We start from the raw sequence: 15,684 nt of genomic DNA, 5'->3' as shown, positions 1-15,684 counted from the left end.
ATAGAAAAAAAGGATCTGCATGTATCATACAGATCCTTTTTCATTAACGATTATCGATTGTTTCAGGATATAAATCGTGATTCATCATGCGATATTCTGCCATTTTTTCATATTTTGTACCAGGACGACCATAGTTACAATATGGATCAATCGAGATACCACCACGTGGTGTGAATTTCCCCCACACTTCAATATAACGTGGATCCATTAATTTGATTAAATCATTCATAATGACATTCATACAATCTTCATGAAAATCTCCATGGTTACGGAAACTAAATAAATACAATTTTAATGATTTACTCTCCACCATTTTTTGCTCTGGAATATAACTAATATAGATCGTTGCAAAATCTGGTTGTCCTGTTTTTGGACATAAGCTTGTAAATTCAGGACAGTTGAACTTTACAAAATAATCACGGTTTGGATGATTATTTTCAAATGTCTCTAAAATTTTTGGGCTATATTCAAATAAATATTTTGTATTTTGGTTTCCAAGTAACGTTACATCTTTTAAATCTTCATCTAATCTTCCTGCCATTTTTCATACATCCCTTCAATTCCATTCCTTATACGCCCCGTTTATTTCCCCACACTAACGCGTGAAGCTGAGGTAATACTTTTGCGTCATTCATTTCTTTGCAATGAACAGCTTTTTCAATGAGCCATTCATATTTTTGTAGTAAATTCCTAATAAGAATTGCATCATCCACTGTTTTCGTATCATCATTTCCAACTTGTAAGAAAAACGGTACATGCGGATAACGCTCATGCACTTTTATCGCATATTCAAAATCGTGATCATCAAATACAACGACTTTTAAGCTAAAATCTTTTCCTGCTAATCTTTCAATAACAGAATCCAGCATAATAAAATCAGTTTTCATCTGTGAGCTTGGGGGCTTTGGCGAAATTGTTATTTCGTCAATATGAAGCAACCATTCCTGCCATTTACTTCCTTGCGTCTCAATGGCGGTGCGAATTTGTTTTTCTTGTAATAAAGACAGAAAATCATCTATATTTTTCAACAACACTGGATTCCCACCTGAAATCGTTACATGTGAAAAATTTTCTCCACCAATTTCTACAAGCTCACTCCATATCTCTTCGGGAGTCATTTGCCGAATTTGTTCTTTCGCTGATCCATCCCATGTAAAGGACGAATCGCACCACGCGCAACTATAGTCACAACCTGCTGTACGAATGAACATCGTCTTTTGTCCAACAACCATTCCTTCACCTTGAATGGTCGGCCCAAAAATTTCCAGAACAGGAATTTTACTCACCGATCATCCACTCCCGTCTTACTTCTGCATAACTTGTTGGTGTTTCAAATAGACGAACAAATTCAACCCGTGCTCCTTTATATTCATTTGCACGGTCTTCTTTTGTAAGTGCCTCTGCCATCTTCTCATATATCCAAACGACCATATTTTCAGCTGTCGTATTCATCGCTGGTAATGTTTCATTTAAATAACGATGATCCAAATAAATTTCTATTTCATTTTTCCAAATTTCTTTTATATCTCCAAAGTCAATAGCAAGTCCAATCTCATTTACATATCCACTAATTCCAAAAACAACTTTGTATGTGTGACCATGTAAATTTTTACATTTCCCCTCATAACAGTGCAAATGATGCGCTGCATCAAATGTAAATTCCTTACTTACCATCACTCGTTTATTATGATATTTCAGTTGTTCACGTTGAATGTCCTTGTCCACTTTTTGTAAATTTTCTACAATGCGAAATCCAAAAAAATTCTGTTCCATTATGCGTTCGCTCCTTCGCGTTCTTGTAAATACGTATCTAAACCTGCTTTACGAAGTTTACAAGCTGGACATTCACCGCAGCCATCACCGATTATTCCGTTATAACATGTTAATGTTTTTTCTCTAACAAACTCAAATGCGCCAAGTTCGTCTGACAATTTCCATGTTTCTGCTTTATCAATCCACATAAGTGGTGTATGAATAACAAATGGATAATCCATAGATAAATTTAAAGTAACGTTTAACGATTTCACAAATACATCACGACAATCAGGGTAACCGCTAAAATCTGTTTCACATACGCCCGTTACAATATGACGTGCTCCAACTTGTTTTGCTAGCACAGCTGCAAATGATAAGAATAGTAAATTTCGTCCATCTACAAATGTTGATGGCAATTCACCTTCTTCATGTGTAATCTCCATATCCGTTCTCGTTAACGCATTTGGAGCAAGTTGATTTAATAGGCTCATGTCAAGTACTGTATGTTTAATTCCTAACTCTTTCGCAATATCAGCTGCACAGTCGATTTCTAACTTATGACGTTGATTATAATTAAATGTCACAGCTTCAACTTCTGCGAACTGCTGCATTGCCCAAAATAAACATGTTGTACTATCCTGGCCACCACTAAAAACGACAACTGCTTTTTCTTTTTTCATCTCACTCATTCTCCTTCTCTACTACGAATAAGAAGAAAGAACGTTCTTGAACTGTCACAATAAAAAAACAAAACAATACCTAAGGATATTGTTGTTTCCATAGTTTTTTATAGAGGGAGTTCGCGAACCTCTCCCATGTTATACATGGAATTTCTTCTTTCATTAACAACACATATTGTAACATACTGCACATATCCAGAAAAACATCTGATTTTTCTGTCTTTTTTGTAAGTTTAAGATTCATTTTCTTGTATTTTAATAGTATGATTATACTTATATAAATCCATTTTGATTTCCCAACATATAAGTCGCTGCTATAAAGAACAAAAGGTGACCGCTACTTATTTTCTCTCTTTGTTTTCACTTTGCATGGGGCAGAAAGAGGCGCTGACTGCTTCTATGCATGGCCGGATGCTCTCTCACCTAAAAAGAAAGGTTTTATGTCGGTTTTTCAATTTGTACTTATATAACACCATACATATGAGAATAGGGAGGAGATAAACCTGAAACTCTTTATTATTTATCTCTTTTTAAACATATTATCCATCCTCGTTATGATGCTAATGTATCACTCATTTTGGAATCAAAAAGGGAAACATTCACCTAAGTTAAATTCAACCGTATTTATATTATTTTGCAGTGCTGCAACAATTCTTTGTATTTCTTTTGCAGCAAGGATGGATAATGGATTTCAATTTGATATGCGTCATATTGTATTAATTGTCGGTACGTTAACAGGAGGTCCTATTGCGGGTGGATCGATTTTAGCTGTATTAAACATATACCGTTTTTTGTTAGGAGGCATAGGAGTTTTTCCATCTATTATAGCTTCCATTTGCTTATATATTATTCTCCTTGCCACATACAGACTCTTTCAAAGAGGGAGCAATCATATAAAAGTAGTACTTGCTATTTTATATAGTTTTGTATACGTATTTAGCTGGATTCCTTTTTTCCTTGCTGAAGTTCCTAGCACTGAATATTACCTCCCTCATATTATTGTGTATGAATTATGTACCATCATTGGTACCATTCTTATTCTTTATTTACTAAACGTACTACAATTACAAATACGCCTACAAGAAGAACTAATTAACGCTGAAAAATTTCACCTAATCGGAGAAATGGCTGCCTCTATCTCTCATGAAGTTCGTAATCCTTTAACTTCAACGAAAGGTTTTTTACAACTCCTACAATCCGAAGAATGCTCTGAAGAAGATCGAAAATTATATACAGAAATTGCTATACGTGGTATTGAACAAGCAAATCACGTACTCACAGATTATCTAACATTTGCAAAACCAAGTATAGAAAAAGAACAAGTATTACAAATCGAAGATGAATTACTTCGTGCTGTATCTCTCATTACTCCACTAGCTAATTTGACAAATGTTCGTATAACTTACACAAAGCAAAGCAACATCTTTTGTATTTCTGGAGAAAAACAAAAATTTAACCAATGCTTATTAAACATTTTAAAAAATTGTATTGAAGCCATGCCAAAAGGGGGAGATCTTATTCTCACATTAATACCGAGTCATACACAGATACAGTTAGCCATAAAAGATACTGGTATTGGCATGGATCTAGAACAACTGAAACGTCTTGGTTCTCCCTTCTATTCAACGAAAGAAAAAGGCACTGGACTTGGGATGATGGTCGTATTCAGCATCGTAAAAGCAATGGGTGGAAAAATCGATATTTCAAGTGAAAAAGACATTGGTACAACCTTTCTATTAACTTTCCCACTCATACAAAAAACGTGATGGAATCATCACGTTTTTTCCGTTTCATCAACAAGTTCCGCAAAAGTCTTTACTTTCCCATGCGGTTTTTGATTTTCTTTTCGTGCCTTCCAACTACGCTCTTGCTCTTTCTTTTTGTGTGACATGCTTTCAACTCCTTCTATGTTCTCTTTATGTATTATTCCAAAATAAAAGATAAAAATATGCATCAATCCAGTTTCTTCATCCTCCACTAATAATTAGTCCTCATTAAATAGGATTTTATAAGTGGTTTATCCCCTACCCATCTTCTTTTTCTGCATCTTAAGGAGTGGATATTACTACCCTCGAAAAGCAGGGATAAATAAGAAGAAGCGAGATAATTACTACCTCGCTTCTTCTTATTTATTCAATATAGTTCCCATGTAAATGGGAATTTTTCTTTACCTTTGCAAAATCGCATATTTTGCTTCTTTTAACTGTGTAAGATGGCGTTGTTCATGTAAATCAAGGAATTGAATCCATTGATATAGATTAAGCTCCTGAAACACAGGATGTTTTAACGAATTTTCGAACAATTCTTTTTCGTCTATAATACTATGCAGCGTATGCAATAATTCTGCGCGTGAATGTTCGAGTAATTGAATTCCTTGTTGTCTTTTCATTAATGTTTCTGTTGGTTGCATTTGTTGAGGTGCTTCTCGTTTATATGTTCGATCAAGAGTAAGTTGGAGATCTTTGAGTGGAACTACTTTTTTGTCTTTTTTCTGTAAAGCATACACAAGGGATGAAGTGACAGATTGTTCAATTAGGTGTAGATGATGCATAATTTGAATGATACTCCATTTATCACGGCGCGGTTTTACATTCACTTCCGTATCATTTAACATCTCAATTTCTGATAATAGTGTGTTTCTTGTAGATTGTAACGATTGCAGCAAAGTTTCCAAACTAACATTCATATTAGATTGAAGCATAATTCTCCCCCCTCTTTTTTGGTGAAAAAAGGTGTTTCCAACTTAGAAACACCTTTGAATAAATCTGAATTTTCTTATATTATCTCATTGTTTTATGAATGTGTCGATTACAAAATGTGAAAAAAACAAGGTTGATTTTTACAATTTTGTGTCATCCACTGCATGTAACCACGTTTGAATCTCAGTGATTACGCCTTGCACACACCCATCTGTAAATGGAGATGTCAAATTCGCAATTTCTACTAATTGTAAGAAGGATTGACTTCCACCCTTTTGACAAAGGTTCACATAGTCTTCCCACGCTTCTTGTCTATTGTCTCTTGCTCGCTTCCAAAATTGCAGTGCGCAAATTTGAGCCAATGTATAATCAATATAGTAGAAAGGTGAGCTATAAATATGCCCTTGACGCTGCCAGAAACCACCACGTTCTAAATAATCATTGTCTTCATAGTCTCGATGTGGTAAGTACTTTCTCTCAATATTACGCCATGCCGCTTTGCGATCCTCTGGAGATGCTTCCGGATTTTCATATACATAATGTTGATATTCATCAACAGATACACCGTATGGTAAAAATAGAAGTGCTGAACTTAAATGAGAGAAATAATATTTATCCGTATCTTCCTCAAAGAATAATTTCATCCATGGCCACGTGAAAAATTCCATACTCATAGAATGAATTTCACACGCTTCGTACGTTGGCCAATTGTACTCTGGAATTTCAAACTTCCGACTCTCATATACTTGAAACGCATGACCTGCCTCGTGTGTTAACACATCAATATCACCTGATGTTCCATTAAAGTTCGAGAAAATAAACGGAGCTTTATAATTTTCAATGTATGTACAATAACCGCCACCAGCTTTTCCTTTTTTCGCAACTAAATCTAATAATTCATTATCTAACATAAAGTTGAAGAACTCATCTGTTTCTTTTGATAATTCTTTATACATTGTCTTCCCATGATTAATAATCCACTCTGCATCTCCCTTTGGAGTCGGATTACCTGTTGCATATTCAAAATTCTCATCATAGTAAGCAAGCTTTTCTACACCAATGCGTGCTTGCTGCCTTTTTCGTAATTCTGTCGCAACTGGAACGATGTAATCTAGTACTTGTTTACGATAATTGGCAACCATTTCCGCATTATAATCTGTGCGATACATTCTTGCATATCCAAGTTCAACAAAGTTTTTAAAACCAAGTGTTTTCGCAATCTTCGTTCTTACTTTTACAAGTTCATCATAAATACTGTCTAACTCTTCTTCATGCTCTTCTAAAAAACCATAATAAGCTTCACTTGCTCTTTTACGCATATCTCTATCCGTATGTTGCATAAAAGGTCCAAGTTGTGATAATGTTCTCTCTTCTCCTTCAAAATCAATTTTTGCAGCCGCTAAAAGTTGTGTATATTGCGAAGATAATTTATTTTCTAATTGTAAATCTTTCACAACCTCATCTGAATATGTTTTTGAATTACATTCTGCTAAAGCAAATAATTGTTTCCCATAATAAGCCTCCAGTTCATCACGAAACGGAGAATTCATCAATGCTTTATAATATTTCGTTACATAGCCTTGTACAATCGGAGAATACTCATCAAAAAAATCTTGTTCTTCCTTATAAAAGGGATCCGTTGTATCAACAGAATGGCGGATATAACAAATATTTCCCATTGTACCAAAATCATTGCGAATCTCATTAATTACACCAATTACTTGCTTTTGCTCTTCTATCGTCTTTACATTCTCAAACTGTTCTAAAGCTACAGTGAATTTTTCTTGCAACTCTTCCGTATTTGGGCGTGTATATTCATAGTTCTTAAATGACATGAATATGCCTCCTCTCAATTATATGTACCCTTACTATAATTCCATTTCCTTTTCTGAATCTCCTTTTATTCTTCAACAGAATCCATTAGAAACTGTAACATTCCATCCATACTTCTTGTAGAACGGTGAATGAAATTACTACCTATATAAAATGAAACTTCCATCCGTGAGTTTTTTCTTTATCCTTCAAACCCTCACCTATCTTTCTCGCTTCTCTCTGAATCTTGAGGAAGAGGTTTTTCTGCCCGTAAATAGCGGGATAATCAAAAAAGCCTTTGACCATTTTACATCGAAAGCTTTTTTAACATGTTATATAAAACCATTTTGATTTTTCGACATATAAATCGCTACTATGAATAACAAAAGATGACCTGCACTCTTTTCCTCTCTTTGTTTCCACTTGACATGGAGCAGGTAAAGGATCTGGCCGCTTCTACGCATGGCCAGTCGCTCTCTCTCATCAAAAAAAGAAAGATTTTCTGCCGTTTTTTCAATTTGTACTTATATAAATTGAAATTCCCATCACTACTCGGGACTTTGCGAGATAACCCTTTGTTAACTTCCAACACATAAAGTCATGGCTATGAACAACAAAAGGAAATTACTACTCATTTTCTCCTTTTGTTTTCACTTGGCATGGGGCTGAAAAAGGATCTGGCCGCTTCTACGCATGGCCGGTCGCTCTCTCCCATCAAAAAAGAAAGGTTTTCTATCACTTTTCATATTTCCCAACTTTTTTAAGCAAAGATAACAGCTCATTTTTCTCATCTTTTGTTAACATTCCAAAGGAATCCTGTATAACTTTTTCATGCTTTGGAAAAATAGAAGCGATGAAGGTCTCTCCTTCTCCTGTTAACTGTGCATATATAACACGGCGATCATTCGGGCATGGAATTCGTTTCACAAGCCCCTTTTTTTCTAACTTATCAACAACATACGTAATACTTCCACTTGCAATTAAAATACGCTCTCCAATTTGTTGAAGCGGCTGACTACCTTTATGATATATCAATTCTAATACAGCAAACTCAGTTGGATTTAGTCCGTTACTTTGTATTGATTTATTTGTAGCATCCATAACAAAGCGGTGCACACGCGATAATGCAATAAACAATTTTAAAGATTGAGAAATCTCTTCCCTCTCATCATTCAACTTCATACGATTTCAACCCTTCACTTAAATTCACAAAAATTCGAGACAATCTACCAAATAAAAATTTTTCCATAAAGCAAAATAGCTATCAATGGTTTATCTTTGTCTCCGAATGATCGCTCAATCATTTCTCATTTTTACTCTTTCCCACATGCTAAGTACTAACTTTCACACATGAAATAAAAACATGACAATTTTAACACAGTTTATATATAATGATAATAAAAAAAAGGAGTAGCAATCTTGAATGGAAAATTACGAAGCATAACTTTTTATATACTGCTTGTTATATTACCGACACTGGGAATCGGTGCAACTTTCTATTCTTATCACACCTACCAAATGCAACAGGAAAACAAACAAGCTGCTCATACTGTTTTATTTTTATATAAGGACTACTTAGATCACCGTATTGGCGAAGCAATTTCCGCCTTAGAGATGCTTGCTATGGTCGTAAATACAGAAACAGAAAATACAAACGGAATTCAGCAAATATTACACGATACCGATGAAAAAGACGAGCGTTTTTCTGGATTATATTATACAAATAAAAACGGCCTAATTACTGTAGCATCAAAAGGTTTAACAACACCAATTCAGGTTGCAGATCGGTATTATATAGCAGAAGCTTTTAAATCAAAAAAAACAACTGTATCATCTGTCATTACAGATCGGGTTCTTGGACACCAAGCTATTATGATTGCCACACCCATTTTTACAAAACACAAACAAATTTCTGGTTTATTGTTGGCTAGTTTACGCTTTGATTATATATCGTCTGCTTTAAATGCTATTAAACCACAATATCATTTTGAAGTAACCGATGAGCATGATGTAGTCTTTTTAACAGATGATAATAACGAACCAACTGGGCAACATACAAACAAAATTTCTACTCCACTACCAAAATTAAAATGGAAAGTTGCTGTTTCTCCATTACCTATTCATAAAACAACTTTATACAAAACCGTTGCGGTAGAATGTATGGTTACTTTATTTTTAATGACAATTTTATTTTTACTCGTTCAATATATTTTGCTGAAACGACAAACAAGATTGGAGAGACAACAAAATGAAATACAAAAAATTGAATTAGTTGGTACTTTTGCAGCTAGTACAGCTCATGAAATCCGTAATCCACTTACTGGAATTAAAGGTCTTGTAGCACTCTTAAAGGAAAAACATATACAAGAACAAGACCAATTTTATTTTTCTGTTATCGAACAAGAAATAAAACGTATCAATGAAATTGTTAGCGAATTTCTTATTCTTGGTAAACCAACAGCGATTATCGAAAAAAAGTATGATGTAAGGGATATTATCAAAGAGGTCTCATTAATTATTCGATCCGAAGCAAATTTGCATAATATTATATTCACCTTGCAGTTACCAGACCATCCTGTTCATATCCGTTGTTCAAAAGATCATATGAAACAAGTGGTTTTAAATATTACAAAAAATGCAATTGAAGCTATGTCATCTGGTGATGTATTAACAATTCAGGTAACCAGTAATAAAGAGCACGCACAATTACACATTATTGACACAGGAAAGGGTATTCCAAAGCATATTCAAAAACACCTCTTTCATCCGTTCTTTACCAGTAAAGATACCGGAACAGGTCTTGGTCTTGTCATATGCAAACGAATTATAGAAATGTATGATGGACAAATTGTGATTGATAGCACAAAAAATAAAGGAACCACAGTTCATATAAAGCTTCCATTAGATTCAGCATAATTATCCTTCTCTGCGGAGGGTAATTATGTTTATTTCATAAAAGCAGTCACAAACATTTTCCAAAAAGCACTTGATTTTCCTTCATATTCTATTTGAAAAAAGGGTACCTTCATAAATGCGAACCATCTTGGTGTTTTTTGTTCTTTATATCGTTGATACTGTACAATAAGCTTGTCCAATTCTTGACTCACTTGAATTGTTTCAGTACTGTTTAATCCGTTTGTTAAACCTAAATGAATCATTTCTTCACGCTTCATATGAATATCACGCGAAAGTTTTTCCATTGTGTACTCCCGTTTTGCTGTAAACATCCATATCCCCCTCATTATTCTTCCATACTCTCTACTTCATTTTCACTCCATACATTCAGACTACAAATGTATATTGTAACCGAATTAGAATACTCAGAAATTCTAACATTTTCTCCCTGTAATTTACAAATCTTTATCCTCACTTTGAGAATTATTACAAATTATTCTATCTTTGTAAATACATTCGCAATAATAGACATTTTTTTCATGGTATTTTTTCCAAACGACAAATAAACTCTACTTTTACATTTTTGATTTCCAGTACTTCGACATTTTTCTCGTTTAATTTATGTAAAAAACGCAAATCATAATTATAGATTTGCGTTTCCATCTTCACAAATACAGTACCTTATTTTATTAAAAAAGATAAATTTTCTATAAAGGTAAACCTTAATCAGTACGAACTTTCTTCATCCCCACTGATTATTAGCACTTACCAATCAGGATTTTAGTGCAGTTCATGCAAATTACATATCTAATTTGTTTCACTAACTAGAAATTTGATAAAGCTTTATTTATAACAAATCACCCATTCAGAAAGGAATTTTTTATATGCGTAAACATATCATTATTTTTTTCATTTTATTATCTACTGTCATTTTTCCTTTTCAAACGTATGCCCATACAAATAAAGTTGCCATTGTAATCGACGACTTTGGAAATAATATGAAGGGAACTGAAAGGATGTTATCACTTCCCATTCCACTTACTGTAGCTGTTATGCCCTTTCTTCCATCTACAAAACAAGATGCAGTAGCTGCACATCAAAAAGGGCATGAAGTTATTATTCATATGCCAATGGAGCCTATTAAAGGAAAAAAAGAATGGCTTGGTCCTAAAGCCATTACAACTGATTTAAGTGATCATGAAATTGAAAGTCGGGTCGAACAAGCGATTCAAGAAGTACCACATGCAATTGGGATGAATAATCATATGGGTTCTAAAGTAACAGCTGATGAAAGAATTATGCGAATCATACTATCAGTATGTAAAAAACATGGCCTATTTTATTTAGATAGTAAAACAAATCCCAATAGCGTAGTACCAAAAATCGGAAAGGAATTAGGGGTTCCTATTGTAGAAAATCAATTATTCTTTGATGATGTTTATACATCATCTCATATTACAAAGCAAGCACAGTTACTTCTACAAAAAATTAAAGAAAAACCTGTCGTAGTAGCAATTGGTCATGTCGGCCCTCCTGGGGAAATTACTTCTCGTGTTATTGAGTCCACCATTCCTAAAGTACGTGAACATGCAGACTTTATTTTCTTATCCGACCTTGTCCTCTCACCACCACCTGTCTCCAAACAAAAATAGAGAGCAGCTATATGCTGCTCTCTATTTTTCATACTACTACCTTATATATAATCTACATGACTCACGCGAAATCCTTTTTTCTCTATTTTTGCAATTAATGATTCTAATGCTTTTTCACTTAAGTCATCTGTAATGTTCACAATAACACGACGAATATATTGATCACCATTGTCCAATGTAAATAATCCACCAATATGATAAGACCTGAGCAACGTTCCTAACTCCTTAATTGTCCCCTTACAATCTTGCGTTGCGATTGTTATTATATAACCACCCGTTTGCATCCCAAATGAATCTTCAATGACATCAAATATATTAGAATGTGTTAAAATGCCAACAAATTCATTGTACTCATTCAATACAGCTAAAAATGGAAGACGCCTAATTACATAAAAGGCTCGAAAAAAAGAATCCTTTTCAAAAATAAATGCAGATTTATCTTCCATAATATCTTTCACACATACATCTTCTAAACCCTCATTACATTTACGTTCTAAAATATCTACTTTATAAATGATCCCTTTAAATCTCTTCTCATCTTCTGCAAGTACAGGGATTGCTCTATATCCCTTCACGTCCATAATTTTTAACGCCTGTTCCCCCGAATCATTATCCTTACAAAATGTCACCTGTTGTTTCGGCAGAAAATGATATTTAACTCGCAAAATACGTTCCTCCTCACATGACGACATGTAATCTATATATAATAAGGAGACCCATATTTTATGAGTGAAATTATTTTTTAAAACGCTTTCATTTATTAGTTTGCACGTGACGAATTATTCTCTTTATATAACTGAACTCTTAGTTCCTTTAATCATCAATAATTTCACGTGATAATTCATTAAATACTCTAACCCTTCTAGCCATTTTTTCGTCTCTTCTGGCGAGTTTCCCCATACAATCATTCCGTAATTATGAACAAGTATAGCACCGCCGCCTTCTATAAAATTAGGAACATGATTCTCTAATAAATCAGCAAACTTCTTTTCATTTTCTACAATCGGAATCGTAATCTCTGTAATTCCTTCTTTTCCAAAAACACGTTCTACAGTGCGTTTTTCAAATGTAACTGCTCCTTCTTTTCCATATAACTCTGATATTAAATGACTATCTACAGTTTGAACTTGCAAAATACACTCCGCATTACCTTTTTTATAAATATCTGCATGCATAAACGATTCAACTGCTGGTTTTTCATCATTTGCAAATACAGGCTCACACATACTATTTACTACAATAAAATCCTCTTCTGCAAATAACCCTTTGTCTCTTCCTTCAATATTTACTAAAAATGTTAATGGTTCTTGTGATGTCCGCATAGATAAACTAATTTTTGTACCATAAAACCAATCACGGAGAGCCAATTCCATTTTTACATCTCTTAACTCTTTCCACTTCTTTAAAAAAAATAACATTTCGTCACCCCCATGAGAATATTACTGTAATGGTTTAGCCATTTCTATGTAAAAGAAGTATTTTTTGATTATTCCAAAAATTTAATTGAATTATCACATGAGAATCTCTTTTTGTCAATACAATTTCTTCATCTACCTGAAAATTAGGCACGTGTTACACAACAAAAAAAGCTCTTTCACAGAGCCTTTTTGTTCATCATTTGAAGCATCTCACTCTTCTCTTGCTCATTAATAATGCCGATCTTTTGTAACATATTTGTATACAATATAAGTTTATTATACAAGCGTTCCGACACCTTTTCCCCTTCTTTCCTCTAGTCAACTTTTTTTCTGTTGGTAAATTATATGAAGGAAGCCGAAAAATGTGTCCATTTTTTTTGCACTGATACAAAACTTTTCAAAGTACCTCTCTCATCTATGTATAAAACAATAAAACAGTAGGCCCTACAACTTTCGGATTGGAAACCTATATTTAACTAATCGTCCAGCGAATATTATTTTTTGTAATAAATTCTTCAAAACTATGAGGCATTTTTTTATCGCAAATTACGTGCCCAATATCAGAAAAACCGGCGATTCGATAATTTCCTTTTACCCCCAGTTTTGTATGATCACATAAAATAAACGCCTTTTCCGCTAATTGAATCATCGCTTCTGATAACTTAGCTTTTTCCAATTCAAAACTCGAGATTCCAAAACTAGGTAACAATCCATCAATTGAAATAAATGCCTTATGAAAATGAAACTGACGAATGACTTGCTGTGAAATAGATCCTGATACACGACAGTGTTTTGGAGATACCTTTCCTCCAATAAATAATACTTCACCATCAAACATTTTTTTATTTATAGAAGAAATGAATTGGGTTGCAACAGGAAATGAACTCGTCACAACAGTTAAGTTTTTCCGATGAACGAGATACGGGACCATTTGCAGGGGCGTGCTTCCATCATCAATAACAATGACATCTCCATCTTCTACAAAAGTTGCTGCTTTATAGCCAATTCTTTTCTTTTCCTCAATATATAGCATTTCTCTTTCTAGCATAGGGGGCTCTATCCCTGCTCCCGGAAGTTGAACCGCTCCCCCGTATACTTTCTTCAACTTCTTTTCCCGATCAAGCTCTTCTAAATATCTGCGAATGGTTTCTGTTGATACTGAAAATTCACTTGCTAGCTCTGAAACTTTCACTTTTCCCTTAAACTCTACTTTTTCAAGAATGCTACGCTTTCTCTCTTCTCCAACAATAGACATAACTTCACCTCATTTTTCTCTCTCCCACTTACTTTTTCGGTTCTGCTTTTTGCCCAAATTCTTTTTCCAAACGTTCTAAAGTTTTATCGCGATTATCAGCCGCCCATTTAAAATCGTTATTTTTATATAACTTATCTGTTACATCTTTTGGGAAACCATCCGGAAGTTTATAATCATTTTTAATCGTCGCGAATCCATTTTTCTGGCTTTTTATCATCTTTAAATTGCGAAAGTACACGATCTACACCTTTTGGAGAGTATTCTTTCAACATTTCTTTCTTTTCTAGAGCTAAAAGACTAGAAGCTGCTGTTCCCCATACAACATCTGCTTGTGTATTTTTCCCTTCTGCTAACAATTTCGCTGTAATAACCCCTGTTGAATCACGAACAATATTTAATTTCACATCTGGGTATTTCTTTTTAAAGGAATCAAGATAACTAGGTACAAGTTCTTCTTCAATTGCTGTGTAAACTGCTAATGATCCAGACAGTTTGTCATCTTTCACTTTCGCCCCAGCAGTTTCTTCTTTCTTAGCACCACATCCCATTAATAAAGAAAATATTCCCCCGGTTACTACAGCTTTAAAGAGTGTTTTTTCACTTTTTCTCTCTCCTTTTATTTTTCTTATGTACAACTCCAATATAAACGCCGAGTGTAAAAACAGTATTAAACTAACATTAATCTTTTGTTTGTTGTTTGTTTTTGTGTAATACGTTGCTACTTCAATGTTTTTTCATATTTTTTCACAACAAAAAAACAGAAAATTTACAATTAATTAAGAAAAGATTAAAAATTCCACAAAAAAATGAGGCGTTTGTAAAAAACGCCTCATTTTTGCTTACCCTTTTTTGAATTGCGATTTGCATATTTCGCTGGATTTTCATTTTCATACTCTACCGCAAATTCCGCATCCGGTAGGCTTTCTTTTGGAGTTTTATTATGATTCATTGCCGCATGTTGTTTTACTTTTTGTTTTACCACTTACAATACCTTCCTTCACTGTAATGACATCTTACTTTCTATATTAGTTTGAGAAAACTTTCAAAAATTATTGATGGGAAGTGTTAACAAGTACAAAGCAACGTATATATGGAAACACTATATCTGAACAGGAAATTCATATTTCCTACTATAATAAAGAAGGAACGATTACTTTGAAGAAAAAACAACAAATTCATTCACCCATTTTAGATGAAACCTTGCCGCATCAAATGAATTTCCCCTCCTTTAAAGGAACAGGAAAACAAATGCAACAACCCTTTATTAATCAATACGATGTTGTAATTGGAGATAGTAAATACAATTCTAAAAATAGCCCACTTAACAATTGGAGTGATGAAGTTGATCCGGCCATTATGGCTGGCGAAGAATGGATCCATCCAACAAATGATATCGGATGGATTTCAGAAGAAAATCAAGAAGTGTTACGAAACAAAACAGACGGGGTTGAAGATTCATTTATGCACCCTCAATTTGGTATTAACGATTAAAAAACCATTCTACCTTTATAGGTAGAA

At 33.9% G+C, this 15,684-nt stretch carries 17 protein-coding genes, 1 pseudogene and 1 riboswitch; of the genes and pseudogenes, 4 read left to right on the top strand and 14 right to left on the bottom strand.

Annotated features, from left to right (window positions below; all coding sequences use genetic code 11):
* Positions 1-43: 43 nt before the first annotated feature.
* The 4 genes from queF to queC are packed head-to-tail and all read right to left on the bottom strand — an operon-like array spanning position 44 to position 2,435.
* On the bottom strand, positions 44-541 hold the full coding sequence (gene queF / locus C564_RS0101265; RefSeq protein ID WP_018764169.1) for a preQ(1) synthase: 498 nt from the start codon (positions 539-541) through the stop codon (positions 44-46).
* Positions 542-569: 28 nt separating this feature from the next.
* A complete protein-coding gene (gene queE, locus C564_RS0101260) occupies positions 570-1,286 on the bottom strand; it encodes a 7-carboxy-7-deazaguanine synthase QueE (protein WP_018764168.1) in 717 nt (238 codons plus the stop codon).
* Positions 1,279-1,773: a 6-carboxytetrahydropterin synthase QueD gene (gene queD / locus C564_RS0101255; protein ID WP_003196086.1), complete on the bottom strand. Its 495-nt coding sequence runs from the start codon at positions 1,771-1,773 to the stop codon at positions 1,279-1,281. The genes queE and queD overlap by 8 nt, the downstream gene beginning before the upstream one ends.
* Positions 1,773-2,435 carry a 7-cyano-7-deazaguanine synthase QueC gene (queC, locus tag C564_RS0101250; protein ID WP_018764167.1) on the bottom strand — a complete coding sequence of 221 codons (663 nt, stop codon included), beginning with the start codon at positions 2,433-2,435 and terminating at the stop codon, positions 1,773-1,775. The genes queD and queC overlap by 1 nt, the downstream gene beginning before the upstream one ends.
* Before the next feature lie 93 nt (positions 2,436-2,528).
* Positions 2,529-2,572: riboswitch (PreQ1 riboswitch) on the bottom strand.
* Positions 2,573-2,992: 420 nt separating this feature from the next.
* On the opposite strand from queC, the gene C564_RS0101245 reads away from it, so the two are divergent.
* Entirely contained in the window at positions 2,993-4,201 is a 1,209-nt protein-coding gene (locus C564_RS0101245) for an ATP-binding protein (protein WP_026008420.1), read from the top strand.
* Positions 4,202-4,209: 8 nt separating this feature from the next.
* Here C564_RS0101245 and C564_RS37265 read toward each other — a convergent pair whose 3' ends face one another.
* From C564_RS37265 to C564_RS0101220, 4 genes are all read right to left on the bottom strand, one after another.
* The gene (locus C564_RS37265) at positions 4,210-4,326 is read right to left on the bottom strand and encodes a DUF6254 family protein (protein WP_000018497.1); all 117 of its coding nucleotides are present in this window, start codon (positions 4,324-4,326) and stop codon (positions 4,210-4,212) included.
* A 276-nt stretch (positions 4,327-4,602) separates the two neighbouring features.
* Positions 4,603-5,136: a DinB family protein gene (locus tag C564_RS0101235; protein ID WP_018764166.1), complete on the bottom strand. Its 534-nt coding sequence runs from the start codon at positions 5,134-5,136 to the stop codon at positions 4,603-4,605.
* Positions 5,137-5,274: 138 nt separating this feature from the next.
* Positions 5,275-6,969, bottom strand: coding sequence for a M3 family oligoendopeptidase (locus tag C564_RS0101230; protein WP_003196081.1), 1,695 nt, complete (start codon positions 6,967-6,969; stop codon positions 5,275-5,277).
* Between the two features lie 712 nt (positions 6,970-7,681).
* Positions 7,682-8,128 carry a MarR family winged helix-turn-helix transcriptional regulator gene (locus C564_RS0101220; RefSeq protein WP_003206377.1) on the bottom strand — a complete coding sequence of 149 codons (447 nt, stop codon included), beginning with the start codon at positions 8,126-8,128 and terminating at the stop codon, positions 7,682-7,684.
* 237 nt (positions 8,129-8,365) lie between these two features.
* Here C564_RS0101220 and C564_RS0101215 point away from each other — a divergent pair, with 237 nt between their 5' ends.
* Entirely contained in the window at positions 8,366-9,862 is a 1,497-nt protein-coding gene (locus C564_RS0101215) for a DUF3149 domain-containing protein (protein WP_018764165.1), read from the top strand.
* Positions 9,863-9,891: 29 nt separating this feature from the next.
* Here the strand turns inward: C564_RS0101215 and C564_RS0101210 are convergent, their stop codons facing one another.
* On the bottom strand, positions 9,892-10,173 hold the full coding sequence (locus C564_RS0101210) for an aspartyl-phosphate phosphatase Spo0E family protein (protein WP_006094100.1): 282 nt from the start codon (positions 10,171-10,173) through the stop codon (positions 9,892-9,894).
* A gap of 552 nt (positions 10,174-10,725) precedes the next feature.
* Between C564_RS0101210 and C564_RS0101205 the strand changes: the two genes are divergently transcribed.
* The gene (locus C564_RS0101205) at positions 10,726-11,493 is read left to right on the top strand and encodes a divergent polysaccharide deacetylase family protein (protein ID WP_006094099.1); all 768 of its coding nucleotides are present in this window, start codon (positions 10,726-10,728) and stop codon (positions 11,491-11,493) included.
* Between the two features lie 41 nt (positions 11,494-11,534).
* Here the strand turns inward: C564_RS0101205 and cbpA are convergent, their stop codons facing one another.
* The 5 genes and pseudogenes from cbpA to C564_RS36610 form a co-directional block, all read right to left on the bottom strand.
* The gene (gene cbpA, locus C564_RS0101200) at positions 11,535-12,158 is read right to left on the bottom strand and encodes a cyclic di-AMP binding protein CbpA (protein ID WP_018764164.1); all 624 of its coding nucleotides are present in this window, start codon (positions 12,156-12,158) and stop codon (positions 11,535-11,537) included.
* Between the two features lie 123 nt (positions 12,159-12,281).
* On the bottom strand, positions 12,282-12,911 hold the full coding sequence (locus C564_RS0101195) for a class II aldolase/adducin family protein (protein ID WP_003196074.1): 630 nt from the start codon (positions 12,909-12,911) through the stop codon (positions 12,282-12,284).
* 472 nt (positions 12,912-13,383) lie between these two features.
* The gene (locus C564_RS0101185; RefSeq protein ID WP_003196072.1) at positions 13,384-14,166 is read right to left on the bottom strand and encodes a DeoR/GlpR family DNA-binding transcription regulator; all 783 of its coding nucleotides are present in this window, start codon (positions 14,164-14,166) and stop codon (positions 13,384-13,386) included.
* A 28-nt stretch (positions 14,167-14,194) separates the two neighbouring features.
* Positions 14,195-14,714: pseudogene (locus tag C564_RS34225) on the bottom strand (2-aminoethylphosphonate-binding protein).
* A 281-nt stretch (positions 14,715-14,995) separates the two neighbouring features.
* Positions 14,996-15,148: a hypothetical protein gene (locus tag C564_RS36610; protein ID WP_018764161.1), complete on the bottom strand. Its 153-nt coding sequence runs from the start codon at positions 15,146-15,148 to the stop codon at positions 14,996-14,998.
* A 173-nt stretch (positions 15,149-15,321) separates the two neighbouring features.
* Between C564_RS36610 and C564_RS0101165 the strand changes: the two genes are divergently transcribed.
* Positions 15,322-15,657 (top strand): DUF3905 domain-containing protein, encoded by a 336-nt coding sequence (locus tag C564_RS0101165; protein WP_016113926.1) that lies wholly within the window; start codon positions 15,322-15,324, stop codon positions 15,655-15,657.
* The last annotated feature ends 27 nt before the right edge of the window (positions 15,658-15,684 follow it).

Origin of the sequence: Bacillus sp. 105MF (assembly GCF_000374885.1) — a bacterium.
GTDB lineage: Bacteria > Bacillota > Bacilli > Bacillales > Bacillaceae_G > Bacillus_A > Bacillus_A pseudomycoides.
Note: the sequence above shows the minus strand (reverse complement) of the source record. Positions and strands in the feature narration are given on the sequence as shown.

Excerpts from the sequence above, each read along its gene's own strand:
- C564_RS0101235 (WP_018764166.1), bottom strand. The coding sequence starts at position 5,136 with ATGCTTCAATCTAATATGAATGTTAGTTTGGAAACTTTGCTGCAATCG.
- C564_RS0101230 (WP_003196081.1), bottom strand. The coding sequence starts at position 6,969 with ATGTCATTTAAGAACTATGAATATACACGCCCAAATACGGAAGAGTTG.
- C564_RS0101205 (WP_006094099.1), top strand. The coding sequence starts at position 10,726 with ATGCGTAAACATATCATTATTTTTTTCATTTTATTATCTACTGTCATT.
- C564_RS0101220 (WP_003206377.1), bottom strand. The coding sequence starts at position 8,128 with ATGAAGTTGAATGATGAGAGGGAAGAGATTTCTCAATCTTTAAAATTG.
- C564_RS37265 (WP_000018497.1), bottom strand. The coding sequence starts at position 4,326 with ATGTCACACAAAAAGAAAGAGCAAGAGCGTAGTTGGAAGGCACGAAAA.
- C564_RS0101185 (WP_003196072.1), bottom strand. The coding sequence starts at position 14,166 with ATGTCTATTGTTGGAGAAGAGAGAAAGCGTAGCATTCTTGAAAAAGTA.
- queC (WP_018764167.1), bottom strand. The coding sequence starts at position 2,435 with ATGAAAAAAGAAAAAGCAGTTGTCGTTTTTAGTGGTGGCCAGGATAGT.
- C564_RS0101195 (WP_003196074.1), bottom strand. The coding sequence starts at position 12,911 with ATGTTATTTTTTTTAAAGAAGTGGAAAGAGTTAAGAGATGTAAAAATG.
- queF (WP_018764169.1), bottom strand. The coding sequence starts at position 541 with ATGGCAGGAAGATTAGATGAAGATTTAAAAGATGTAACGTTACTTGGA.
- C564_RS0101210 (WP_006094100.1), bottom strand. The coding sequence starts at position 10,173 with ATGTTTACAGCAAAACGGGAGTACACAATGGAAAAACTTTCGCGTGAT.
- C564_RS0101245 (WP_026008420.1), top strand. The coding sequence starts at position 2,993 with ATGCTAATGTATCACTCATTTTGGAATCAAAAAGGGAAACATTCACCT.
- queD (WP_003196086.1), bottom strand. The coding sequence starts at position 1,773 with ATGGAACAGAATTTTTTTGGATTTCGCATTGTAGAAAATTTACAAAAA.